Genomic DNA, 21,371 nt, shown 5'->3' with positions numbered 1-21,371 from the left:
TAAAAATAGATTTTAATGATACTGATTTGATGAACTTTTAGATTAAAAAGTTCATAACTTGCAATTCTTGCATTATCTGCTTTTCAAAAATGCTCTCTATAAGCTAGTATAAACACTGAGAATTTAGGAATTACAACCTTGATACAATGTGACTGGGCTTAGGAAGTTGTAGCGTAGTCAGTTGATAACATATTTTAAGCGGCTGTCGTACATATTACCTCCTATTCCTGATGAATTTCTTAATGAGGTATTCTCGATGAGTCAGATGAGTAGAGACGATGTGCGCGAACGCCTTGGTAATATTGATCAAATCCGCGATATTATTTTTGGGGCACAGCTAAGAGAGTACGATAATCGGTTCAATAAACTAGAGACAGATATTGCACGAACTCAGCAAGAGATGCGATCGCACGTCGAACAACTCAAAGCTAGTTTTAGCAGCGAGTTAAAAGCGGCGGTAGAATCAATAGAGAAAAAGTTAAAATTACTCAGTCTTAGTACCCAAGAAGAAACTGCTGATTTGTCTCAACAAATAGATCGGGTCAATCGAAAATTTTCTAGTACAGTGCAATCATTGGATGAAGAATTAGATAAACAAACTAGCTCAATTAGAGATGAAATATCTCAAAATAAAAATCAAACTCAAGAAGATATTACAGCATTGCGGGATTTAATCTTAGAAGAATTAGATCGCCGTTTTTCGGAATTGACAGAAGCAAAGGTTTCTAAAAATGATATTGCTGAAACTTTATTTGCTTTGGGGATGCGGTTGAAGGGGACTGAACTTATTCCCAAGTTACGAGAGGCGGCTGATGAAAGTGATAATTACAACGCTATTCCTTTGCTAGAGACAACAAGGTTATCAAAAATTTTGACGCACTCTAACGAAACTGCGGAAGTACATTCGTAAGTTGTTGGTTGTGACTAGTGAGCAATAATATTTGATTGTCTAAATCTCCAGATTTATCTGTGGTGTCAATCCAAAATTTAAAATAGGATGGCTCAGGTGGAAGATTCAAACTCTCAATTTGTGGAATTAAATCAAAAAGATGTTTTACAGATTGATAATTTTCTAGATTTGTTGCTAGAACTAAAAATTATTGAACCATCTGAGCCATTTTTTTTATCATCACCTGTTGAAAATATTCAAATAGAAGATTCTTTCATAGAAGAAGTAGAAGCACCTGTTGAGCCAATTTCATTACAAGTATGTGAAATAGGTTTAGAAAGTTCATTTGCAGAGAATGAAGCAGGTAAAATACAAGAAATAGAAGACAATATTTCTTCTACTTTTCTTGAGCAATCACATCCAGATAATTTAGAGGATACTGTCGCAGCTTTCCAAAAATTGCAGGAGTTATTAATAGGGCCAGAGTTAACAGAATTAGAAAATCTAACAACCAATATTAATAAAAATTTAACTCAACTGGAACATCAAATTAATGAGCCAGAAGCTTTAATTAATCTACTTCTACCCCTGATTGCAGAAATTTTAAGGCTGAAAGTTGTTGAATCTCAAGAAGAAATTGTTCAAGCGATCGCACCAATTATTGATAGTGCTATCCAAAGTCGAATTGAACAAGATAAAGCCAGTATGAGCATAGCATTAGCTCCTGCTGTTCCTCAAGCAATTTATCGGCAAATTCATGTTGCGCCAGAGGAAGTTTCAGAAGCGATCGCTCCGACAATGGGACGAGCCATCAAAAAACAAATTGAAATTGAACAAGATGCAATTGTAGATGCACTCTATCCCATCATCGGTAGTACTATCGGCAAATATATGACAGAAACAATCCGCGCCATTAATCAGCAAGTTGAAGATACTCTCAGTGTGGCAGGGATAAAACGCAAAATCCGCGCTAAATTGCAAGGAGTTTCCGAAGCAGAATTAATTCTCAAAGAAGCTTTACCATTTACAATTCAAGCAATTTTTTTGATTCACAAAGTATCCGGTTTAATCATTGCAGATGTTCAGCGATCGGATGCACAAAAATTAGAGTCGGATATGATAGCAGGAATGCTAACAGCAATTCGCAGCTTTGCTAATGATTGTATCAATCAATCTGGTACTGTTTCTGAGTTAGACGCAATTGATTATGGAACATCTAAAATTATTTTAGAAGTCGCAGGTTACTGTTATCTGGCAATAGTTGTACAGGGGGAAGCCAGTAAAGATTTTATTCCAAAAATACGGCAAACTCTTATTCAAATTGTCAAAATTTATGGTGAATCAATCGAAAAGTTTGATGGTGATTCGTCAACAATTTCCAGTCAAATATATACATTTCTCCAAGAACTGCAAGATGATAATTTACCAAAAGAAAAGCAACAAAATAAACCTTCGCCTCTTGTAATATTTGGCTTAACATTACTTAGTATCACTTTAATTCCTTGGGGTATCTGGCAGTATCGTAGTGGAATTATTCACGATGTAGAAAATAAAACTGCATTGGCTTTAGCTTCTACACCAGAATTAGCTGTCTATCGCCTGACGGTAGAAGAATCTCAGGGTAAACTCAAGCTAACAGGACGAGTACCTAATCAATTTCTGCGTGGGAAAGCTGAACAAATTGCTCAAGCAACTACTCCAAAGTGGTTGATTGATAATCAAATTTTAGCAGTGGAAGTACCAGCAGACCCTGTATTAGCTGCGGCTGAAGTCAAACGAGTAGGCGCAGTTTTAAATCAAATGGATGGTGTTGCAATTTCAACTCAATATATGAGTGGTAGAGTCTCTGTTGAAGGTACTGTTAATAGAAATATAGACGTTATCAAAATTAGCCGTGCATTTGAGCAAATTCCTGGTGTTAAATCAGTATCTAGTGCAGTGCTAGTAAAACCTCTGCAAATTAAAATTAGATTTTATTTTAAAGGAAATTCAGCAAATTTGATACCAGGTGATTTAAGTTCCAAGCTTCAACGAGTTAAGTTATTTCTGAATCAACACCCAATGAAACAGTTAAATATCATTGGTTACAGTTATTCCAGTACTAGTGCAATTGAAGTTCAACAATTAGCATTGAAACGAGCAAAAGCTGTAAAACAAGCACTGATTAATCAAGGTGTTGAGCCATCGCGTTTACAGGTAAGTAGTAAAACAACATTACCACCAGGAATTGATCCAACTCAACCTGTGTGGTTAAGACGCTGTGTGATTGTAGAACCAATCTAAGCAGTTCACTACGAATAGGGAGACGCGATGAATCGCGTCTTTACCGGATGTATTGATTTTTTCCAACAATCAAATTAAATAGGATGCTGATATCTAAAGAAAAACTCAAATGTCAACCGAAATATTATACTATCGACTTTGTGAGGCTTTAGATTAGCTCACCGTAGTTCTAAATACAGTACCCAAATAATGACAGCAACATCCACAATCTCTAAAAAAATCTGCCTAGTCGGTGATTTTGGTGTAGGTAAAACTAGTTTAATTCGCCGATTTTTAGATAGACAGTTTAGTGATGAATATCTTTCAACTGTAGGTGTGAAAATCTCACGTAAATTAGTTGAATTGTCATTTTCAAATCAGCAGCAAGCACAAGAAGTACAGTTAATAATTTGGGATATAGAAGGTAGTCATAAATTTAAGACAGTCGCTCCCAGCTATTTGCAAGGAGCTAAAGGAGCGGTTATAGTTGGTGATGTAACTCGAAAAGAAACGCTTGACCATCTTGCAGAGCATATCCAAAACTTTTTAGCCATTAATCCTCAGAGTTATATTATTATCGCTTTGAACAAATCAGATTTAATTGAGGCAGAATATTTAGATAAATTTCGACAATCATATTTCTCTAATGAGAAAAATTCCGTATTAGCTACCTATTTAACTTCAGCAAAAACTGGTAATAATGTTGATGAAATATTTCAAATTTTAGCTCAATCTCTAATTGAATAGTATGAATTCACTGTTGACAAACTTATTATCTCTAAACTGTATTGAAAATTTAATTATCAATCAAGACTTTCAGATTCTAGAAATGTCTTCAGGAATAAATGTTTTTGCTGATATTCCTGATGAAATTAAGCAAGGTGATGATATTCGGATTGGTTTTCCAGAAATGATTGGCATGGAGGATATTTTAGAGGAAATTTTACGGGGAGAGCAAAAAATTTATCAACTGCAAGGAATAAATCGTTTTAAAGATACTTCATCTACTTTATATTTTGATATTTATATAATTAAAAGTACAAAAAATAATTATGATGATAATGAATTAATGGTTATTGTGGTAGATACCACAGAACGTATAGTTCTAGAAAAATCTTTGCTACAAAATGCAAATGAATCCAATCTTTTAATACGTACTCTTGCTGCTTCTCAGCAATATATTGAACAAATATTGATATCAATGGCAGATGCTTTGTTAGTAACAACACTGTCAGGAAAAATCAAAAAAGTTAACTTAGCTGCACAAAATCTGTTGGAATATGATGAAGTAGAACTCCAAGGAAAAGCCATATCTACAGTAATTAAAGATATTGATAACTTGCAGTTAGAAAGTAATAAGTTAGAAGAGAAAGAAACTGTTTGTCAGACTAAAAATGGTAAAACGATTCCTATTGCTTTTTCTTATGCAATGGTGCAAACAGAAGTTGAACATTTTCAGGGTTATATTTATATTCTTAGAGATATGACTGTTCGCAAGCAAGCAGAACTTGCTAAACAGGAATTCATAGCGATGATTAGCCATGAAATTCGGACTCCGATTACATCGGTGACTGGTATGGCTAGTTTACTATTAAATACTAATTTAACTGTTGAGCAGCAAGATTTTGCAGAAACAATTTATCACAGTGGAGAAGCTTTACTCCGAATTGTCAATGATATTCTTGATTTCTCTAAAATAGAGTCAGGCAAATTAGAATTAGAATTACAACCTTTTGAATTGCGGCGTTGCATTCATGAAGCTATCAATTTAGTTTCATCCTTAGCTAGAGAAAAGAGATTAAAACTAACATTTATTGATACTCCTGAGCTTCCTAATGTAATTGTAGGGGATATCACCCGACTGCGCCAAATTATCCTCAATTTACTGAGTAATGCGATTAAATTTACCGAAATTGGGAGAGTTGAAATTTCAGCGATCGCTCGCCAACATGAAGATCATAAACATACTTACGAAATTCAGTTTACTGTTAAAGATACAGGTGTCGGCATACCACGCGATCGCTTGGAATATCTATTTAAAGCCTTTAGTCAAGTCAACGCTTCTATCACCCGTCAGTATGGCGGTACAGGTTTAGGACTTGCCATTTGTAAGCAACTATGTGAGTTGATGGGAGGTAGAATTTGGGTTGAAAGCCAACCAGGTATAGGTAGTACATTTTTCTTCACAATTACCGCTAAGGTTGTCCAAGAAGCAGTAGTCAACGTCACCGATAATACTAAAATTGATACCCAAATGGCTGAACAACATCCTTTGACAATCTTGTTAGTTGAGGACAACATGATTAATCAAAGGATGATACGACTGATGTTGCAGCGAATGGGTTACCAGCCAGACGTAGCTAACAATGGTTTAGAGGCACTTTTAGCGCTACGCCGTCAACTCTATAACGTGGTGTTAATGGATGTGCAAATGCCAGAAATGGATGGTATAACAGCGACTGAGCATATCAAGCAAGAGTGGTCATCAGATAGTTGTCCTCGAATTGTTGCATTAACAGCAAGCGCAATGTGGACAGAACGCGATCGCGCTTTAGCATCTGGGATGGATGACTATCTTGTTAAACCAATTCGCATTGCAGAACTGATGCAATTACTTAAAAGGTGTCATGAGGAGATAAATAATTAGGAAATGAAAGAAATAGAAAATCAAGAAAAAATACAAAATTCAATTCATATTCATACTTTGCACGAAATTTTACGCATAGCTGACTTTAATACACCTGTTGACGCACTGCAATTTCTATTTGAAACGATTGATTGCTATCTTGAAGAAGCTCCTAAACTTTTGCAAGATGTTCATACTTACTATAACCAAGCTAATTACAAAGCTCTACGACGCGCAACTCATACACTTTCTTCTACCAGTGCTACATTAGGCGCTGTTAATTTAGCAACACTATGCACAGAATTAGAAATCATGATAGTCAATGAAACATTGACAGATGTAACAGAGCAAATTTATAAGATGGAAACTGAGTATCAACAAGTTGAAATTGCTTTAGAGTATGAGCGAAAAAAGTATCAAAATTAATTTTTTCTGAACAATAAATCAGATACTTGATTTAGGACTGCTACACTGTTACGCATTTAACTTGAATATTTACGTGTAGACTGATGACTGATACTTCGACTTACCTCGACTCCTTTCGACTCCGCTCAAGGCAAGTCGCTCGGTACAAGTCGCTTAGTACAAGTGACTGATGACTGATGACTGATAACCGTCAACAGTTAACAGTTAACGGCCATAAAGAGTGTTTATACAATTTAGGCGCGCATCAGCTTATATCTTGCTTGTTGCGTTTTTTATGATTTTAAATACGTATAAATACGTACAAATAGGTGTCATTTTCATAATTAATTAACATTAGATTAAAATATTTTACTGAACCACTTTAAATAAAGATTTGGTAAAGTATACGCATGATTTTTAATAATTACGTACAAAACCATTTAAAATCTTAGCCTGCAAAGATTGGTTAAGAAATAGCTAGTTTTTTAGGTTAGTCAAGAGCCAACCTAATTTATATTTGCTGTTTAAAATATAACTGTTTTTTATCAATCCTATTGTCACTAAACGATTTAAAGTGACTAACAGCTAAGATTTATCTAGCTTGAATTTGCATGAATACAATTACAGAAAAACTATTAGTTCCAGATGACACTGAATATTTAGCAGTTACTTGTGACTTGCTAATTACAGAAATATCTTCAAATGTCCAACGCTTTGCTGATTATCCCAACGAAGTAATTCTAGGAAAAGATATCCGACTCGGTTTTCCTGAATTAGTTGGTATAGAGTATTATCTATTAGATATCCTAGAAGGACGGCAAAAAAAATTTAAATTAAAAGGTATTGCCCGTTTTAACGAGCCTCATTCTCCATTTTATCTTGATTTGTATATTACAAGTTTTGATGGGTTGCTAATTTTATTATTACAAGATGCTACAGAAAGGATGATTTTGGCGCAACACTTAGTCCATAAACATAATGAAGCGAATCTACTGTTAAATGCGTTATCTATTTCTAACAACTATCTAGATAAAATTTTGAAATCTCTTAAAGATGTATTATTAATAACAAACCTATCAGGATATATAATCAAAGCGAATCCAGCCGCAAATATTTTGTTTGAATATGATTTAGAAGAATTAATTAATCAGCCAATTTCAATGATTATTCATGACAAAAATATACTGCTAGAAATATATCAGCATAATCCCTCATCTCAAACTGATTTTTTGAATAACTGTTCAGTTATTTGTCAAACCAAAACAGGAAAAAATCTTACTGTTGCTTTTTGTATATCTGTAATTGAAACTGAAATAGAAGGTTTACAACATTTTGTTTATATTGGTCGAGATATCACCGAACGCAAGCAGGCGGAAAACGCGCTTAAAGAGAGCGAGGAACGGTTTCGCTCGATGGCTAACTGCGCTCCTGTGCTTTTGTGGATGACTGATACTGAAGGTTTGTGTACTTATGTAAACCAGCCGTGGCTTCGCTTCACAGGTCGAACACTAGAACAAGAGTTAGGTTCTGGGTGGATGGAGAGTATCCCTACTGATGATTTCCAGCGCTGTCAAGCCTTATTTCAGCGAGCTTTGACAGCGCGTGAGTCGATTTTGATGGAACATCGACTGCGACACCACACAGGGGAATATCGGTGGATTTTGGTATCGGGGACACCGCGCTTTGTTGGAGAGGAGTTTGTTGGGTGTATAGGTTCTTGTGTAGATATTACCGAGCGCAAACTGACTGAGGCAGCACTGCTAGAGAGTGAAGAACGCTTCCAAGCTTTTATGAATAATAGTCCAGCTGTGGCTTTTATGAAAGACTCTTGGGGGCACTACGTTTATATTAACAATACATTTGAGGGTAACTTTAATGTTCAACTTGCAGATTTGCAAGGAAAGACGGATTTTGATTGGTTACCAGAAGAGACAGCTAAACAGGTGTCTGAAAATGACTTTCATGTTATTTCTACAGGCGAGACTGTGCAGGTAATTGAAACTGTTCCTACATTAGATGGATGTTTGCATCACTGGTTAGTTTTCAAATTTCCCTTTCGAGATGGTCAACAAAGACATTTAGTTGGAGGTGTAGCATTTGACATTAGCGATCGCTTATTGTTAGAACAACAGTTATTTGAAGAAAAAGAACTCGCTCAGGTGACTCTGCAATCTATCGGAGATGCTGTAATTACCACCAATGCATCAGGACAGATAAAATATCTTAATCCAGTAGCAGAAAAACTGACTGGTTGGAAACTTAGGGATGCACAAGGTAACTCAATCACTCGAGTATTTAAAGTTGTTAATGAAATTACTCACGAACCCGTAGAAAATCCTGTAGAATCAGTTCTACGTTCTGGTTGTACTGTCAGCCTTGCTAAGGATAGTATTTTGATTACCCGTGATGGTGCAGAACTGGCGGTTGAAGATTCCGCAGCACCTATCTGCGATAAAAACGGTCAAATTATTGGTGCAGTCATGGTATTTCAAGATGTTAGCCTCAAACGCAACATGGCACGACAATTATCTTGGCAAGCAACCCACGATGCTTTAACCGGACTATTTAATAGAAGAGAATTTGAGCGACGCTTAGAAGAAAAATTAAACGATGCAAAGATCAACAATCAACAACATGCGTTGTGTTATTTGGATTTAGATAGATTTAAAATTATCAACGATACTTGCGGACATCTCGTCGGCGATCAATTATTACGCCAGGTGACTATATTATTTCAAAATACAGTTCGTTCTGCCGATACTGTAGCGCGTTTGGGTGGAGATGAATTTGGTATACTGCTTTGTGGTTGTCTTTTAGAATCAGCATTAATCATTGCTAATACAATTGTGCAGCGCATCCGGGAGTTTCGTTTTGTGTGGCAAGACAAAACATTTAAGATTGGTGTCAGCATTGGGGTGGTGACAATTGATGCAAATAATCATAGTATAAATAGCATCTTGAGTGCTGCTGATGCGGCTTGTTATGCAGCCAAAAACAAAGGACGCGATCGCGTTGATGTTGATCTTGGGTGATTCTTACACTAAATATCTTAGGATTCGTGTAAAAATAAGTTGAACAATTTAATATTTGTAGTGCGGGCATCTTGCCCGCGCGAGCAAGATGCTCGCACTACTTATTTTTACTTGATGCCTTATGCGTGTAGGAGTATGAGCGATCGCATTTGCATTGGCTAAGTTTATTTTTCTATTCACCATCAAATAGATATTGGATATTTTGAGACACATCTTCTGTTTAAAAGAATCTTACCTCAAAACATCCAAAATCCACAGCCTAACTTGCTTTCCCTTTGGGGTACGCTCAGCACAAGTTCCCAATTCTCCAACTCTATTCTGCAACTGTAGAACTTAGGCTCATTGTCTCCCACAATACTACAGAGGGTGGGGTTAATACTGGTTGGTGTAGGGCGATGAGTTGGGCTAAGGTGTTCTTTAGCTGGGTGCGCGGTATAATATCATCGACAAAACCGTGCTTGAGTAAGTCTTCGGCTGTTTGAAAATCTTCGGGTAGTTTTTCTCGTAGGGTTTGCTCAATCACTCGCCGACCAGCAAAACCAATAGTTGCTTTTGGTTCAGCTATGATGATGTCACCTAACATAGCGAAACTAGCGGTAACGCCGCCTGTGGTAGGATTTGTCAAAACGGGAACATATAATAGTCGGGCGTCACGATGACGTTGCAGAGCTGCGGAGATTTTCGCCATTTGCATGAGGGAGAGCATACCTTCTTGCATTCTTGCTCCACCAGATGTACAGACGATAATTACAGGATACCGCCGTTGAGTTGCTTGCTCAATCAAGCGGGTGAGTTTTTCGCCCACTACCGAACCCATACTCGCACCAATAAACCGGAAATCCATGACTCCCAAAGCCACTGGTAAGCCATTGATTTGCCCTAAACCAGTTTTGACTGCATCGCTTAAACCAGTTTTTTGCTGCATCTCCTGTAAACGATCGCTGTAAGGTTTGCGATCGCGAAATTGCAGCGGATCTACTGGACGCAAATGCTCATCTAATGGTTTCCAGGTATTGTTGTCTATCAATTGACGGATACGTTCATCGCTATCTACTCGGTTATGATGACCGCATTCTACGCAAACCATTTGATTTGCTCTTAAATCTTTTGTATATGTTAATACACCACATTCAGAACATTTATGCCATAATCCATCAGCAATTTCACGTTCTTGGCGTTCGAGACTGGTAGAGCCTGACTTCCGTCGATTTGCAAACCAATCAAACAGAGACTTTAAACCGCGTGATTCTTCGTTATTAGCCATTTTTATCTTATGCGAGTGGATATGAAGTTAAAAACAGGTCAAATCTGATTAATTTTTCGTTATTTGTTCAGAAGTCGGGGATCTGACCACCCTTACCCCGCAAAATTAATGGGACAGACTACTAAATTATGAACAATCAACGCCTGTTGCATTAGTTGCGCTGACGAGCGGGTAATTTTTGTAAAGGAATTGATATAAATTCAATTTTAATACTATCAAACTGTGAAGTGCAGATGAGGTAATGCCAGATACAGTCAAGAGGTATAAGAAAAACTGAGGGTATGGGGAAAAGGAATTAGTTTGATTTAACTGTACAGAAACTCTCCAAAAACTGATAGCGTCAAACAAAGGAAGATATCGTTGTGGACGTTACAGCTTGAAAACGCGTTCTAATTACTGGCAACTGCTGCCTTATATTCGACCCCAGTGGCAAACTATCACTAAGGGATTTATCGGCATTTTGGGATATGTGCTGGCGACTTTAACGCTGATTAATCTCGCTGGTAAATTGGCGACTCCTTTTGGAGAAGGTAATGTGATAGCGATCGCCCAAGTAGCTGGGGTTTGTGCTTTAGTATTTCTTGTCAGAGGTTTTTTTCAGTCTGTGCAAGATATATACATGGCAAAAGCTGCTTTAAGGGTAGCGTTTCACATTCGCCAAGCAGCTTATACCCATCTGCAAAAGCTCAATCTCAGCTATTTTGAAAAAGCCAAGGCAGGTGATTTATCTTACCGCTTAACAGAAGATGTTGACCGCATTGGTGAAGTAGTAAATAAAGTATTTCACGACTTTGTTCCCTGTGTTTTACAGTTGCTGGCAATTCCCATCTACATGATTTGTTTGAACTGGCAACTGACACTAGCAACGGTGATTGTCGCGCCGTTAATGGGGATTTTAATTGGTTGGTTTGGCGAACGCTTACGTAAATACTCGTTAAAAAGTCAAAATCGAGTATCAAATTTGTCTGCAATTCTCACGGAAGTTTTTAACGGGATTCGTCTGGTACAAGCCTTTGCCGCTGAAAGCTACGAAATTACCCGGTTTAGTCATGAAGCAGAACGCAGTCTGAAAGCAAAATACTCAGCAGAACGACTCAAAGCCATCCAAATTCCGATAGTGGGATTTTTAGAAGCTTTAAGTGGATTATCGTTACTGTTGGTGGGAGGCTGGCAAATTTCCCAAAATAATTTAACGGTGGCAGAATTTTTCAGCTACCTAGCCGCAGCAGTATTGTTAATTGATCCTATCGGTCACACTACAAACAACTACAACGAATTTAAGCAAGGTGAAGCTTCTGTTGATCGGGTTTTTGAGTTGATGGCAATTCAACCGACGGTAATAGAAAAGCCAATTGCGATCGCTCTGCCCAAAATCAGCGGTAAAGTAGAATACCGCCATATCAGCTTTGCCTATCAACCTGGTGAGCCTGTATTAAAAGATATCAGCTTATTGGTATTACCAGGAGAAGCGATCGCGCTTGTTGGTGCTTCGGGTGCTGGTAAAACCACGTTTGTCAATCTTTTACCACGTTTTTATGACCCGGAAGTTGGTGAAATCTTAGTTGATGGGATCAACATTCAAGATGTCAAATTACATAGCTTGCGGCGACAAATTGGCATAGTTCCTCAAGAAACTGTGATGTTTTCAGGCACAATTGCTCAAAATATCGCTTTTGGTCAAGACTCTTTTGAGATGCAAGCAGTTGAAGAGGCAGCAAAAATAGCTAATGCCCATCAGTTTATCACCCAACTACCAGAAGGTTATCAAACTTGGGTGGGTGAGCGTGGGGTAAACTTATCAGGTGGACAAAGACAAAGAATTGCGATCGCTCGTGCTGTTCTGCTCAATCCACAAATTTTGATTTTAGATGAGGCAACATCAGCATTAGATTCTGAATCAGAAGCCCTCGTACAGGAAGCACTAGAAAGACTAATGCAAAACCGCACAGTATTTATTATTGCTCACCGCTTATCAACAGTGCGGCGATGCGATCGGATTTTGGTTCTCGAACAGGGGCAAATCGTAGAATCAGGAACCCATGAAGAATTATTAGCACTTGAGCATCGCTATGCTAGATTCTACGCTCAGCAATTCAGCTAATTTTGAACTACCTACACACAAGATTGCCTCATCTTGGATTTACGTCCTCTCTAAGCTAATAATCATCCAAATTGCATCCCCGCGTCCTCCGAAGTTTGCTCAACGGGGGGAACCCCCGCACGCAACTTCTCTCCGCGTCTTTCTGAGGCAAAGGATTATGCAAGTTAAAGGCAGATTAGCTTATTGGTGGCTTCTTCCTCCCCGTCCCAAAGTGTTCCTAGTGGGAGCAACACGGTTATGAGATAATACTCTTTTGCACAAAAATTATGACTGCCGATTATATTCAAGACGAAACCGAGTTAAATACGCTACTTGAAACCGAACCTTTGTTTGTAGTAGATTGCACGGCTGCTTGGTGCGGGCCGTGCAAACTCATTGCCCCGTTGATAGATAAACTTGCAGCAGAGTATGACACTCGCGCCAAGGTCTTTAAGTTAGACCTCGACGCCAACCAGCCTGTTGCTAAACGATTTGGCATTCGTAGTATTCCCGCCGTCATGTTTTTTAAGCAAGGCGAGTTGGTACAAACAATGATCGGTGTTAAACCTTACGAAGAATTTAGCAGTACCCTCGATAAATATTTGGCTTGATTATATTAGCTCTATTGTATTTATTATGCTAAATAAACACTCTGTTAAATAATTCACGTCTGATGTGAATTAGGAATACCGTTGATGAATGCAACAATAGCCCTCATCTCCCAAATTGGGAGAGGGATTTAGGGTGAGGGCAAAGATTTATGACATCAGCAAGACCAATTTTTCCTAACTTAATTCATATTAAACGTAATTCGTAATGACGCGACGCTCCTGTGTCGCTACCGCTGACGCTCGTACCTCGCTACCGCTTCGCTAACGCTAACGCTATCGATGACTTGCTCTAAGAGGTTGTTTGAAAAGTCTAAATTAATACTAACCCCGGCGATTAGAAATCGCGACTATACAGACAAAACCCACCTCCGTGGGTTTCAAGAACTCGATTTTCCGTGTTTTCCAAAGGAGGTGGACTTCGCTTGTGTAATAGCGAATTATATTCGCACAAAACTTTTCAAACATCCTCTAAGCGAAGCTATGCCGCAGGCTTGACGCTACGAATTACGAATTACGTTAGCGCAGCGGTAGCGAGTCCTCGAGCGTCATTACGAATTACGAATTATTTAACTATCTCCTACTTTCATTGCTGCTAAAATGGCTTTTTGACTAACATCTTTGTAAACTTTATCTAAATAGTTTCTGACTACATCACCAGAAGTTAAGTTGATTGTATTTTCTTCTTCCTTGGCTAGGGGAATTGCCCCTAAAAAATCTAATATAGTTTCGCTATTTGATGGCGCAATCACTACTAAAGATGACTCCAATGGCTCATTATATTGCCAAAAAGAGTCTATTTTTATAGAGTCTTGGCTAGCATTTGACTGCTGAATATCAGATGTTTCGTTTTGTAACGTGGATGTTGCATCTGATGTCTCTACAACTCTAGCACTGCGTAAAGTTCGTAAATCGCTAATAATTTGCTCTTTCGTACTTCCACGCAATTGAAATAATACAAACGGATCTTCGCTGAAGCGATCGCCTAATTGATAGTAAACTGCACCTATATGTTTACAAGGATTAGCTTTATCGGGACAAGAGCATTTACTGTGGACATCGGATAAAGTAAAAGGAAATAATGAAAGACCGTTTGCTGTGAATACTTCTTCGATATTTTGTGGCATTTCTCCCGCCAACAATTTAGCAGCAAAAATCGCTCTTTGGGACATCGTTTCAATTATGTAAGTCCATTGTTCTTGGCTAAAAGGATCAAGAGATAAGGAAACTTTATAAGGTTCTGCTTCACTACCTTGTACCCTAGCTAATACTTTTGCACCTTTAAACTCAATACTTAAAACATTGCCTTGACGAGCATAATTTCTCGCACGTTCTAAACGCTTTTTAAAACGATAAGAATCTAATAACTCAAGCCACCGTTGTGACCACCATTCTCGACTTGCTTGTAAGGTAGAATTAGTCATATCGCTTCGCTGGGAATTCAAAATTCAAAGATTTGGGAATTTTAAATTTTTAATTGCTCATTCACGCGCTGTTCTAGCAACTCTAATAATCCATCAGCATCTTTGCCAATTTGCTCAAAACAAGCGGGTGGTGGTGGTTCTGGCGCAAACTGAATCAACTTAATTTCACCATTACCAATCCCTATCATCAAAACTTCTTCTTCAGGCTGATAATGCTCAATTATTCCTAAGATTTCCTGAAGCCGATTCTCCACTTTACTATTTAAATTCTCTACCGCATCTTTGGGGCAATAGACAAAATGTGGTGTGGGTTGTAAATCAATCCCGATAGTACCTTGACTACTACCATTTTCTAACCATAATGCCCAAGATAATGCTGCCAATTCTGGTTGATTTTCTTTGACAAACTTATCCAACTGGCGACGCCACTTGCTATCTCCCGATTCCGGCTGACTACTACCAAACATCATAAAAATTCAAAATTCAAAATTCAAAATTCAAAAAATACGTCAAGTATTTTATTGAGCTTTGCGTGAAAGTTATCTCAAACCTGATTGTACACGCCAGAGGCTGGCGTAAATGCCATCTTTTTTTAACAATTGTTCATGGGTTCCCGATTCTACTAATTCGCCATGTTCCATGACATAAATGCAATTAGCATTGCGAATAGTAGAAAGACGATGAGCGATCGCAATTGTAGTTCTATTGGCGGTAATTCGTTCGAGCGATCGCTGAATTGCAGCTTCTGTTTCATTATCTACTGCTGAGGTAGCTTCATCCAAAATCAAAATTGGGGGATTCTTCAGGACTGCGCGAGCGATCGCAATCCTTTGTCTTTGTCCACCAGATAACTTTTGTCCTCTTTCTCCGACAATTGTCTCATAACCTTGGGGCAAGCTAATAATAAATTCATGGGCTTCGGCTACTTTCGCCGCCATCATGATGTCTTTTTCTGTAGCGTCAAAACTGCCATAGGTGATATTTTCGGCGACAGTGCCGTGAAATAAAAACACATCTTGACTTACCAACCCAATGCAGCGACGTAAATCTTGCAAGTTCAGATTTTGGATGTCAATATCATCTAAAGTAATGCTTCCCATTTGCACCTCGTACAACCGCAACAAAAGTTTAACTAGAGTGCTTTTACCAGAACCAGTAGAACCGACAATTGCGATCGTTTTTCCAGCAGGGATATCCAAAGACAGATTTTTAATTACTGGAAATCTATCCTTGTAGGCGAAATAAACATTCTTAAATTGCACCTCACCTTGCACTTCATCTATAGGTAAAGTAATATTTCCTGTATGAATTGCGATCGGAGTATCCAACAAATCCATCACTCGATTTGTCGAAGCCATGGCCCGTTGATATTGATCAAAAGTATCGCCTAACCTGGTTAAAGGCCATAACAGGCGCTGGATTAAAAACACCAACACACTATAAGTCCCCACAGACATTTTGCCATCAACCGCCGCCATTCCCCCATACAATAGCAATGCGGTGAATCCCACCAAAATTAACATCCGAATTAGCGGAATAAAGGCAGCAGAAAGAGCAATTGCTTTAGCATTACTTTGGCGATAAGCATCACTTTCTACACCTAAACGTGAAGACTCATAACTTTCGGCAGTAAAACTTTTAATAGTAGTAATTCCACTAATATTATTTGCCAGCCGCGAGTTGAGAAAACCCACCTTTTCCCGCACTTTAGCATAGCGAGGCGCAAGCAACCTCTGAAAAGCAAACGAACCCCAAAGAATAAATGGCATTGGCGACATTGCCAACAACGCTACACTAGGGGCCAAAATAAAGAACGCACCGCCAATAATTAAAACAGTTGTGACTACTTGGATGATTTCATTCGCTCCCACATCCAAAAAGCGCTCTAATTGATTAATATCATCACTCAGGATAGACATTAAACCGCCAGTGCTGCGTTCCTCAAAATAAGCCAGTTCTAACTCTTGCAGATGTTCGTATGCATCCAAACGCAAATCATGTTGAATATTTTGAGCTAAATTACGCCAAATTCGCGCATAGGCATATTCAAAAGCCGATTCTAAGATCCAAATAATCACAGTCAGGACAGCAAGAATCAGAAATTGCCCAAAGACATCGCTTACCCCCCACCGTGCAATGATAGAATCTTGCTTCTTGACAACCACATCCACTGCTATGCCAATTAACGCAGGTGGGGCCAAATCAAAAAGTTTATTGAGGATAGAACAACTAGTTGCCAGCCAAATTTGTTTACGATACTGGTGTCCATATTCAAGTAGGCGCTGGATAGGAGGTGCTGAACGCTTACGCCTTCTGAGTATTCGATGAGATTTCAATACTGTAGCCACGGTCTTTTGCAGTTGCGTGCATCTGATATTAGCACGGAACAAAGTTTTGAGTTCTCAGTCCTGAGTGATGAGCAGTGAAAGGGAACAGGAAACTCTTAACGGGGAACAGTTACTGCGTATGGTGTAGTGTTACACCTCAGCAACACTTACTATCTGTAAGTGGGGGACGATGGAAGACTGATTTTCGCTATTTGAAGGAAACAGAAAAATTTTAAATAATTGCCAGTTCTGTTCCCTGTTCCCTTCTGCGATGAAAATTAAAGACTTGATTAAGACAGATCTATGAGAAATTCTAGCAAACAAATGACTTGACGCAAGTTGCAGCAAAACTTTCTCCTATCTGCTACCCTCAATTGCATACGTGGTATTTTACTCAAAACTCAGTATTCACGAGGAGTATAGTAGCTTGAAAAATCAGCAGTTGGCAAATTGGCAAACCACAGTTTTAGGGATTGTGGTAGGAATACTCGTGATTGTGGGGTTAAATGCTTTTATTATTATCAACCCAGGACAAGCAGGTGTAATTAGCATCTTAGGTAGAGCCAGAGATGGGGCATTACTGGAAGGCATACACTTAAAACCGCCCTTTATTTCAGTAGTGGATGTGTATGATTTAACCGTACAAAAATTTGAAGTGCCAGCGGAAAGTTCCACAAAAGATCTGCAAAATTTATCAGCGAGATTTGCTATTAACTTTCGTCTCAACCCTGTACAAATAGTTGAAGTCAGAAGAAAACAGGGAACTTTAGAAAACCTCGTCTCCAAAATTATTGCCCCTCAAACACAAGAAGCATTCAAAATTGCTGCTGCCAGAAGAACAGTAGAAGAAGCCATTACCAAAAGAAGTGAATTAAAAGAAGACTTTGATAATGCATTAGGCGATCGCCTAGATAAATATGGGATAATTGTCTTAGATACAAGCGTAGTTGACTTAACTTTCTCACCAGAATTTGCCAGAGCAGTTGAAGAAAAACAAATTGCAGAACAGCGAGCGCAAAGAGCGGTTTACGTAGCAAGAGAAGCCGAACAAGAAGCACAAGCCGACATTAATCGCGCCAGAGGAAAAGCAGAAGCTCAAAGACTATTAGCAGAAACTCTCAAAGCTCAAGGTGGACAATTAGTTTTGCAAAAAGAAGCAATAGAAGCTTGGAAAAGTGGCGGCGCTCAAATGCCAAATGTACTTGTGATGGGTAGTGATTCTCAAAGCAGTGTTCCCTTTATTTTCAACTTAGGCAAGATGCCAAACCAACCCTAACTTAGTAAAAATAGAGTAGCCCAATCCAACGCAATAAAAACATCCTCTAAAAACAAGCCAAAAAACCATAGCATTCCAAACGAGTTATGAGACTTCTTTATGCCCTATTTATTCTCTCTACCTTGGCGTTTTAACTCAAACAGGACTGCTATGAAAGGCCAAGTTTTTCAACAAACCCAAAACTAACACCCAGAAAATAATAAACCAATTTATGACCAATCCCAACCATCACAATATCACAGCCCAAGAAGCCAAAAAAATCCTGAATAAATTCAACTGCCTTGACATCGCACCTATCCTCAAACCATCAGAAAAAACAACAGTTCGACGTGCCTTAACTTTACTCACCAGCCTATCTGATTACCAAATTTTAGGAATTTGTGCTGACACAGCAGAAGAAGGAATTCTCGCGATGAAAACCTATTCCCATGCTTTTGGTTATCAAGCACCAAGTAACTTACCCGCAATCGAAGGGCCAGTTTACATCAAATTAAATGGTAAAAATGGCTTGTGTCATATCGATTCCTACTTTGGACATCATCGTGGAGTATTAGTATCTTGTCAGTCTTATGATGAAGAAGGAATCAACGAAATGTATGGACATCTACCCCTCGATTTATTTGTGTAGAGTTCACTCAATAGTGGGTGGGGTATCCATCCTACCTACTTGCTGATCATAATCACCTATGACCAACGACCAAACTTTATGAGTATTATTACATTACAATCCGTTAAAAAGGACTTTGGTATCAAAGAAATTTTAAAAGATGCTAGTTTGAGCCTTGATACTACCGATAAAGTTGGTTTAATTGGTACTAACGGTTCAGGAAAATCCACACTATTAAAAATGATCGCGGGATTAGAATCGATTGATAGTGGTCAAATTTTAGTCAATTCTGGCTCAAAAATTATTTACCTACCCCAGCAGCCAGACTTAGACGAAAAGCGTACAGTTTTAGAGCAAGTTTTTGCTGACAGTGGCGAACACATGACTTTGGTACGTGAGTATGAAGAACTTTCTCATAAATTAGCTGACTACCCAGACGATACTCAGCTGATGTCCCGCCTTTCGACTGTAATGCAACGTATAGATGCAATTGGTGCTTGGGAACTAGAAACCAATGCCAAGATTATCTTAACAAAGTTAGGAATCTCTGACTTTGACGCGATTATTGGTAATCTATCTGGAGGCTATCGTAAGCGTATTGCCTTAGCAACAGCCCTACTATCAGAACCAGATGTTTTACTAATGGATGAGCCTACAAACCATCTTGATGCGCTTTCTGTAGAATGGTTGCAAAGTTATTTAAATCGCTATCGCGGCGCACTTTTTTTAATCACACACGATCGCTACTTTTTAGACCGCGTTACCAATAGAATAGTTGAAATTGACCGAGGTGACATTTACACCTACACAGGCAACTACTCATACTACCTAGAAAAAAAAGCTCTCGCAGAAGAATCTGCGGTTAGCAGTCAACGCAAACATCAAGGTGTATTGCGGCGTGAATTGGAATGGCTAAAACGCGGCCCCAAAGCTAGGAGTACCAAACAAAAAGCCAGAATTGAGCGCATCCACGCGATGCGAGAAACTGAGTTTAAACAAACTCAAGGAAAAGTTGATATTTCCACAGTTGGGCGTCGCATCGGTAAAAAAGTTATTGAATTAAATCAAATTTCTAAAGCTTATAATGGACGCACTTTAATTAATAACTTTACCTACGAGTTTAGCCCCGAAGACCGCATCGGGATCATTGGTGGTAATGGGGCTGGTAAATCTACTTTAATGGATATAATTACTGGACGAATTCAGCCTGATTCCGGCAGTATAGAAATTGGTACAACTATTCACATTGGCTATTTTAACCAGCATTCTGAAGAATTGCTCACAGCATTAAACGAAAATCAGCGCGTAATTGACTACATTAAAGAAGAAGGTGAATTTGTCAAAATTAATGACGGCACTCAAATTACTGCCTCACAGATGTTAGAGCGGTTTTTATTTCCTGGCAATCAACAATATGCACCCATTTATAAACTATCTGGGGGAGAAAAACGCCGTTTATTTTTGTTACGCATATTAATGAGTGCGCCTAATGTTTTAATTTTAGATGAACCAACGAACGACTTAGACGTACAAACCTTAGCAGTCTTAGAAGAATACTTAGAAGATTTTTCTGGGAGTGTAATTGTAGTTTCCCACGATCGCTACTTTCTTGATCGCACCATTGACACAATCTTTTCCTTTGAGGCAGGTGGCAATCTCAAACAATATCCCGGCAATTACTCAGTTTATCTAGATTACAAAAAAGCCGAAGAAGCCGCACAGCAACAAGCTGCTAATACCCAAGAGAAGCCAAAAAATGTAGTAGAAACGCAGACAAGAAACGCAGACAATAAAAAACCGCGCAGATTATCAAGTTGGCAAAAGCGAGAATTTGCCGCACTAGAAGATAAAATTGCTCAGTTAGAGGCCGAAAAAACCGCAGCCGAAACCGCAATGACAAATGTCCCTCCAGGAAATTATACTCAAGTGCAGAAACTCTACGAACAAGTCGAATTACTCAAACAATCTATTGATGTAGCAACTGAACGCTGGTTAGAACTAGCTGAAATTGAGGGATAATATCATGTTGCTTGAAGACTTATCGTTAGGGCTGACGCGGAGAAATTTTAATAAGTTGCTTGAAGACTTATCGTTAGAGCTGACGCGGAGACAGGGAGACGCGGTGAGACAGCGCTGCAGGAGGGTTTCCCTCCGCAGGCGACTGCGTTAGCGAGCTTGCGAGCGTCACCCTTCGGGTGACGCAGATAAATTTTAATAATAAGTGATTATCCAAACTTGATATAATTCGTAATTCATATAAAATCTGTTTAATTGCTGACATCATATCTGCTTAACTAATTACAATTCCCGCATCTGTGCAAAAAGCAGCAAAACCTCTTTCCCCCTGCCCCCTGCGATCTTAATGATAAATCTTTAACCGGACACGATATGATTATTAAAATTTCTCCGCGTCCCCCTGTCCCCGCGTCCCCGCGTCTTCCCCCGTGTCCCCGCGTCTTCCCCCGTGTCCACTCAAGGACGGGCGAAACGCCCATCCTACAAGAAAAAAATTTGATGCCACTGCGTTGCTTTGCCAAATTTGTCGCTAGTGGTGCGGGAAACCCGCCTATG

Annotated in this window: 15 protein-coding genes; 11 read left to right on the top strand and 4 right to left on the bottom strand. The window is 38.8% G+C overall.

Annotation, left to right across the window (positions count from 1 at the left end; all coding sequences use genetic code 11):
- Positions 1-256 precede the first annotated feature (256 nt).
- The 6 genes from AC5JMF_RS03695 (at position 257) to AC5JMF_RS03670 (ending at position 9,214) form a co-directional block, all read left to right on the top strand.
- Complete coding sequence (locus AC5JMF_RS03695) at positions 257-910, top strand: hypothetical protein (RefSeq protein ID WP_495794370.1); 654 nt, start codon at positions 257-259, stop codon at positions 908-910.
- An 87-nt stretch (positions 911-997) separates the two neighbouring features.
- Positions 998-3,172: an OmpA family protein gene (locus AC5JMF_RS03690; RefSeq protein WP_495794369.1), complete on the top strand. Its 2,175-nt coding sequence runs from the start codon at positions 998-1,000 to the stop codon at positions 3,170-3,172.
- A 189-nt stretch (positions 3,173-3,361) separates the two neighbouring features.
- Complete coding sequence (locus AC5JMF_RS03685) at positions 3,362-3,898, top strand: Rab family GTPase (protein WP_495794368.1); 537 nt, start codon at positions 3,362-3,364, stop codon at positions 3,896-3,898.
- 1 nt (position 3,899) lies between these two features.
- A complete protein-coding gene (locus AC5JMF_RS03680) occupies positions 3,900-5,798 on the top strand; it encodes an ATP-binding protein (RefSeq protein WP_495794367.1) in 1,899 nt (632 codons plus the stop codon).
- A 3-nt stretch (positions 5,799-5,801) separates the two neighbouring features.
- Positions 5,802-6,203 carry an Hpt domain-containing protein gene (locus AC5JMF_RS03675; protein ID WP_495794366.1) on the top strand — a complete coding sequence of 134 codons (402 nt, stop codon included), beginning with the start codon at positions 5,802-5,804 and terminating at the stop codon, positions 6,201-6,203.
- Positions 6,204-6,793: 590 nt separating this feature from the next.
- On the top strand, positions 6,794-9,214 hold the full coding sequence (locus AC5JMF_RS03670) for a PAS domain S-box protein (RefSeq protein WP_495794365.1): 2,421 nt from the start codon (positions 6,794-6,796) through the stop codon (positions 9,212-9,214).
- Between the two features lie 313 nt (positions 9,215-9,527).
- Here the strand turns inward: AC5JMF_RS03670 and accD are convergent, their stop codons facing one another.
- Entirely contained in the window at positions 9,528-10,478 is a 951-nt protein-coding gene (gene accD / locus AC5JMF_RS03665; RefSeq protein ID WP_495794364.1) for an acetyl-CoA carboxylase, carboxyltransferase subunit beta, read from the bottom strand.
- A gap of 376 nt (positions 10,479-10,854) precedes the next feature.
- Between accD and AC5JMF_RS03660 the strand changes: the two genes are divergently transcribed.
- Both AC5JMF_RS03660 and trxA read left to right on the top strand, forming a co-directional pair.
- Complete coding sequence (locus AC5JMF_RS03660) at positions 10,855-12,579, top strand: ABC transporter ATP-binding protein (RefSeq protein ID WP_495794363.1); 1,725 nt, start codon at positions 10,855-10,857, stop codon at positions 12,577-12,579.
- A 266-nt stretch (positions 12,580-12,845) separates the two neighbouring features.
- Positions 12,846-13,169, top strand: coding sequence for a thioredoxin (gene trxA / locus AC5JMF_RS03655; RefSeq protein WP_495794362.1), 324 nt, complete (start codon positions 12,846-12,848; stop codon positions 13,167-13,169).
- A 566-nt stretch (positions 13,170-13,735) separates the two neighbouring features.
- Here the strand turns inward: trxA and AC5JMF_RS03650 are convergent.
- From AC5JMF_RS03650 to AC5JMF_RS03640, 3 genes are all read right to left on the bottom strand, one after another.
- Positions 13,736-14,590, bottom strand: coding sequence for an SWIM zinc finger family protein (locus AC5JMF_RS03650; RefSeq protein WP_495794361.1), 855 nt, complete (start codon positions 14,588-14,590; stop codon positions 13,736-13,738).
- A gap of 41 nt (positions 14,591-14,631) precedes the next feature.
- Entirely contained in the window at positions 14,632-15,060 is a 429-nt protein-coding gene (gene ccmS / locus AC5JMF_RS03645; protein ID WP_495794360.1) for a beta-carboxysome assembly chaperone CcmS, read from the bottom strand.
- Positions 15,061-15,129: 69 nt separating this feature from the next.
- Positions 15,130-16,938 carry an ABC transporter ATP-binding protein gene (locus tag AC5JMF_RS03640; protein WP_495794359.1) on the bottom strand — a complete coding sequence of 603 codons (1,809 nt, stop codon included), beginning with the start codon at positions 16,936-16,938 and terminating at the stop codon, positions 15,130-15,132.
- A 406-nt stretch (positions 16,939-17,344) separates the two neighbouring features.
- Between AC5JMF_RS03640 and AC5JMF_RS03635 the strand changes: the two genes are divergently transcribed.
- From AC5JMF_RS03635 to AC5JMF_RS03625, 3 genes are all read left to right on the top strand, one after another.
- A complete protein-coding gene (locus AC5JMF_RS03635) occupies positions 17,345-18,193 on the top strand; it encodes a prohibitin family protein (protein WP_495794358.1) in 849 nt (282 codons plus the stop codon).
- 211 nt (positions 18,194-18,404) lie between these two features.
- Positions 18,405-18,821 carry a DUF1824 family protein gene (locus AC5JMF_RS03630; protein WP_495794357.1) on the top strand — a complete coding sequence of 139 codons (417 nt, stop codon included), beginning with the start codon at positions 18,405-18,407 and terminating at the stop codon, positions 18,819-18,821.
- Positions 18,822-18,899: 78 nt separating this feature from the next.
- Complete coding sequence (locus AC5JMF_RS03625; protein ID WP_495794356.1) at positions 18,900-20,819, top strand: ABC-F family ATP-binding cassette domain-containing protein; 1,920 nt, start codon at positions 18,900-18,902, stop codon at positions 20,817-20,819.
- Positions 20,820-21,371 lie beyond the last annotated feature (552 nt).

The sequence above is a fragment of the Desmonostoc vinosum genome (assembly GCF_059505385.1).
This window is presented reverse-complemented; position numbering and strand designations above follow the sequence as displayed.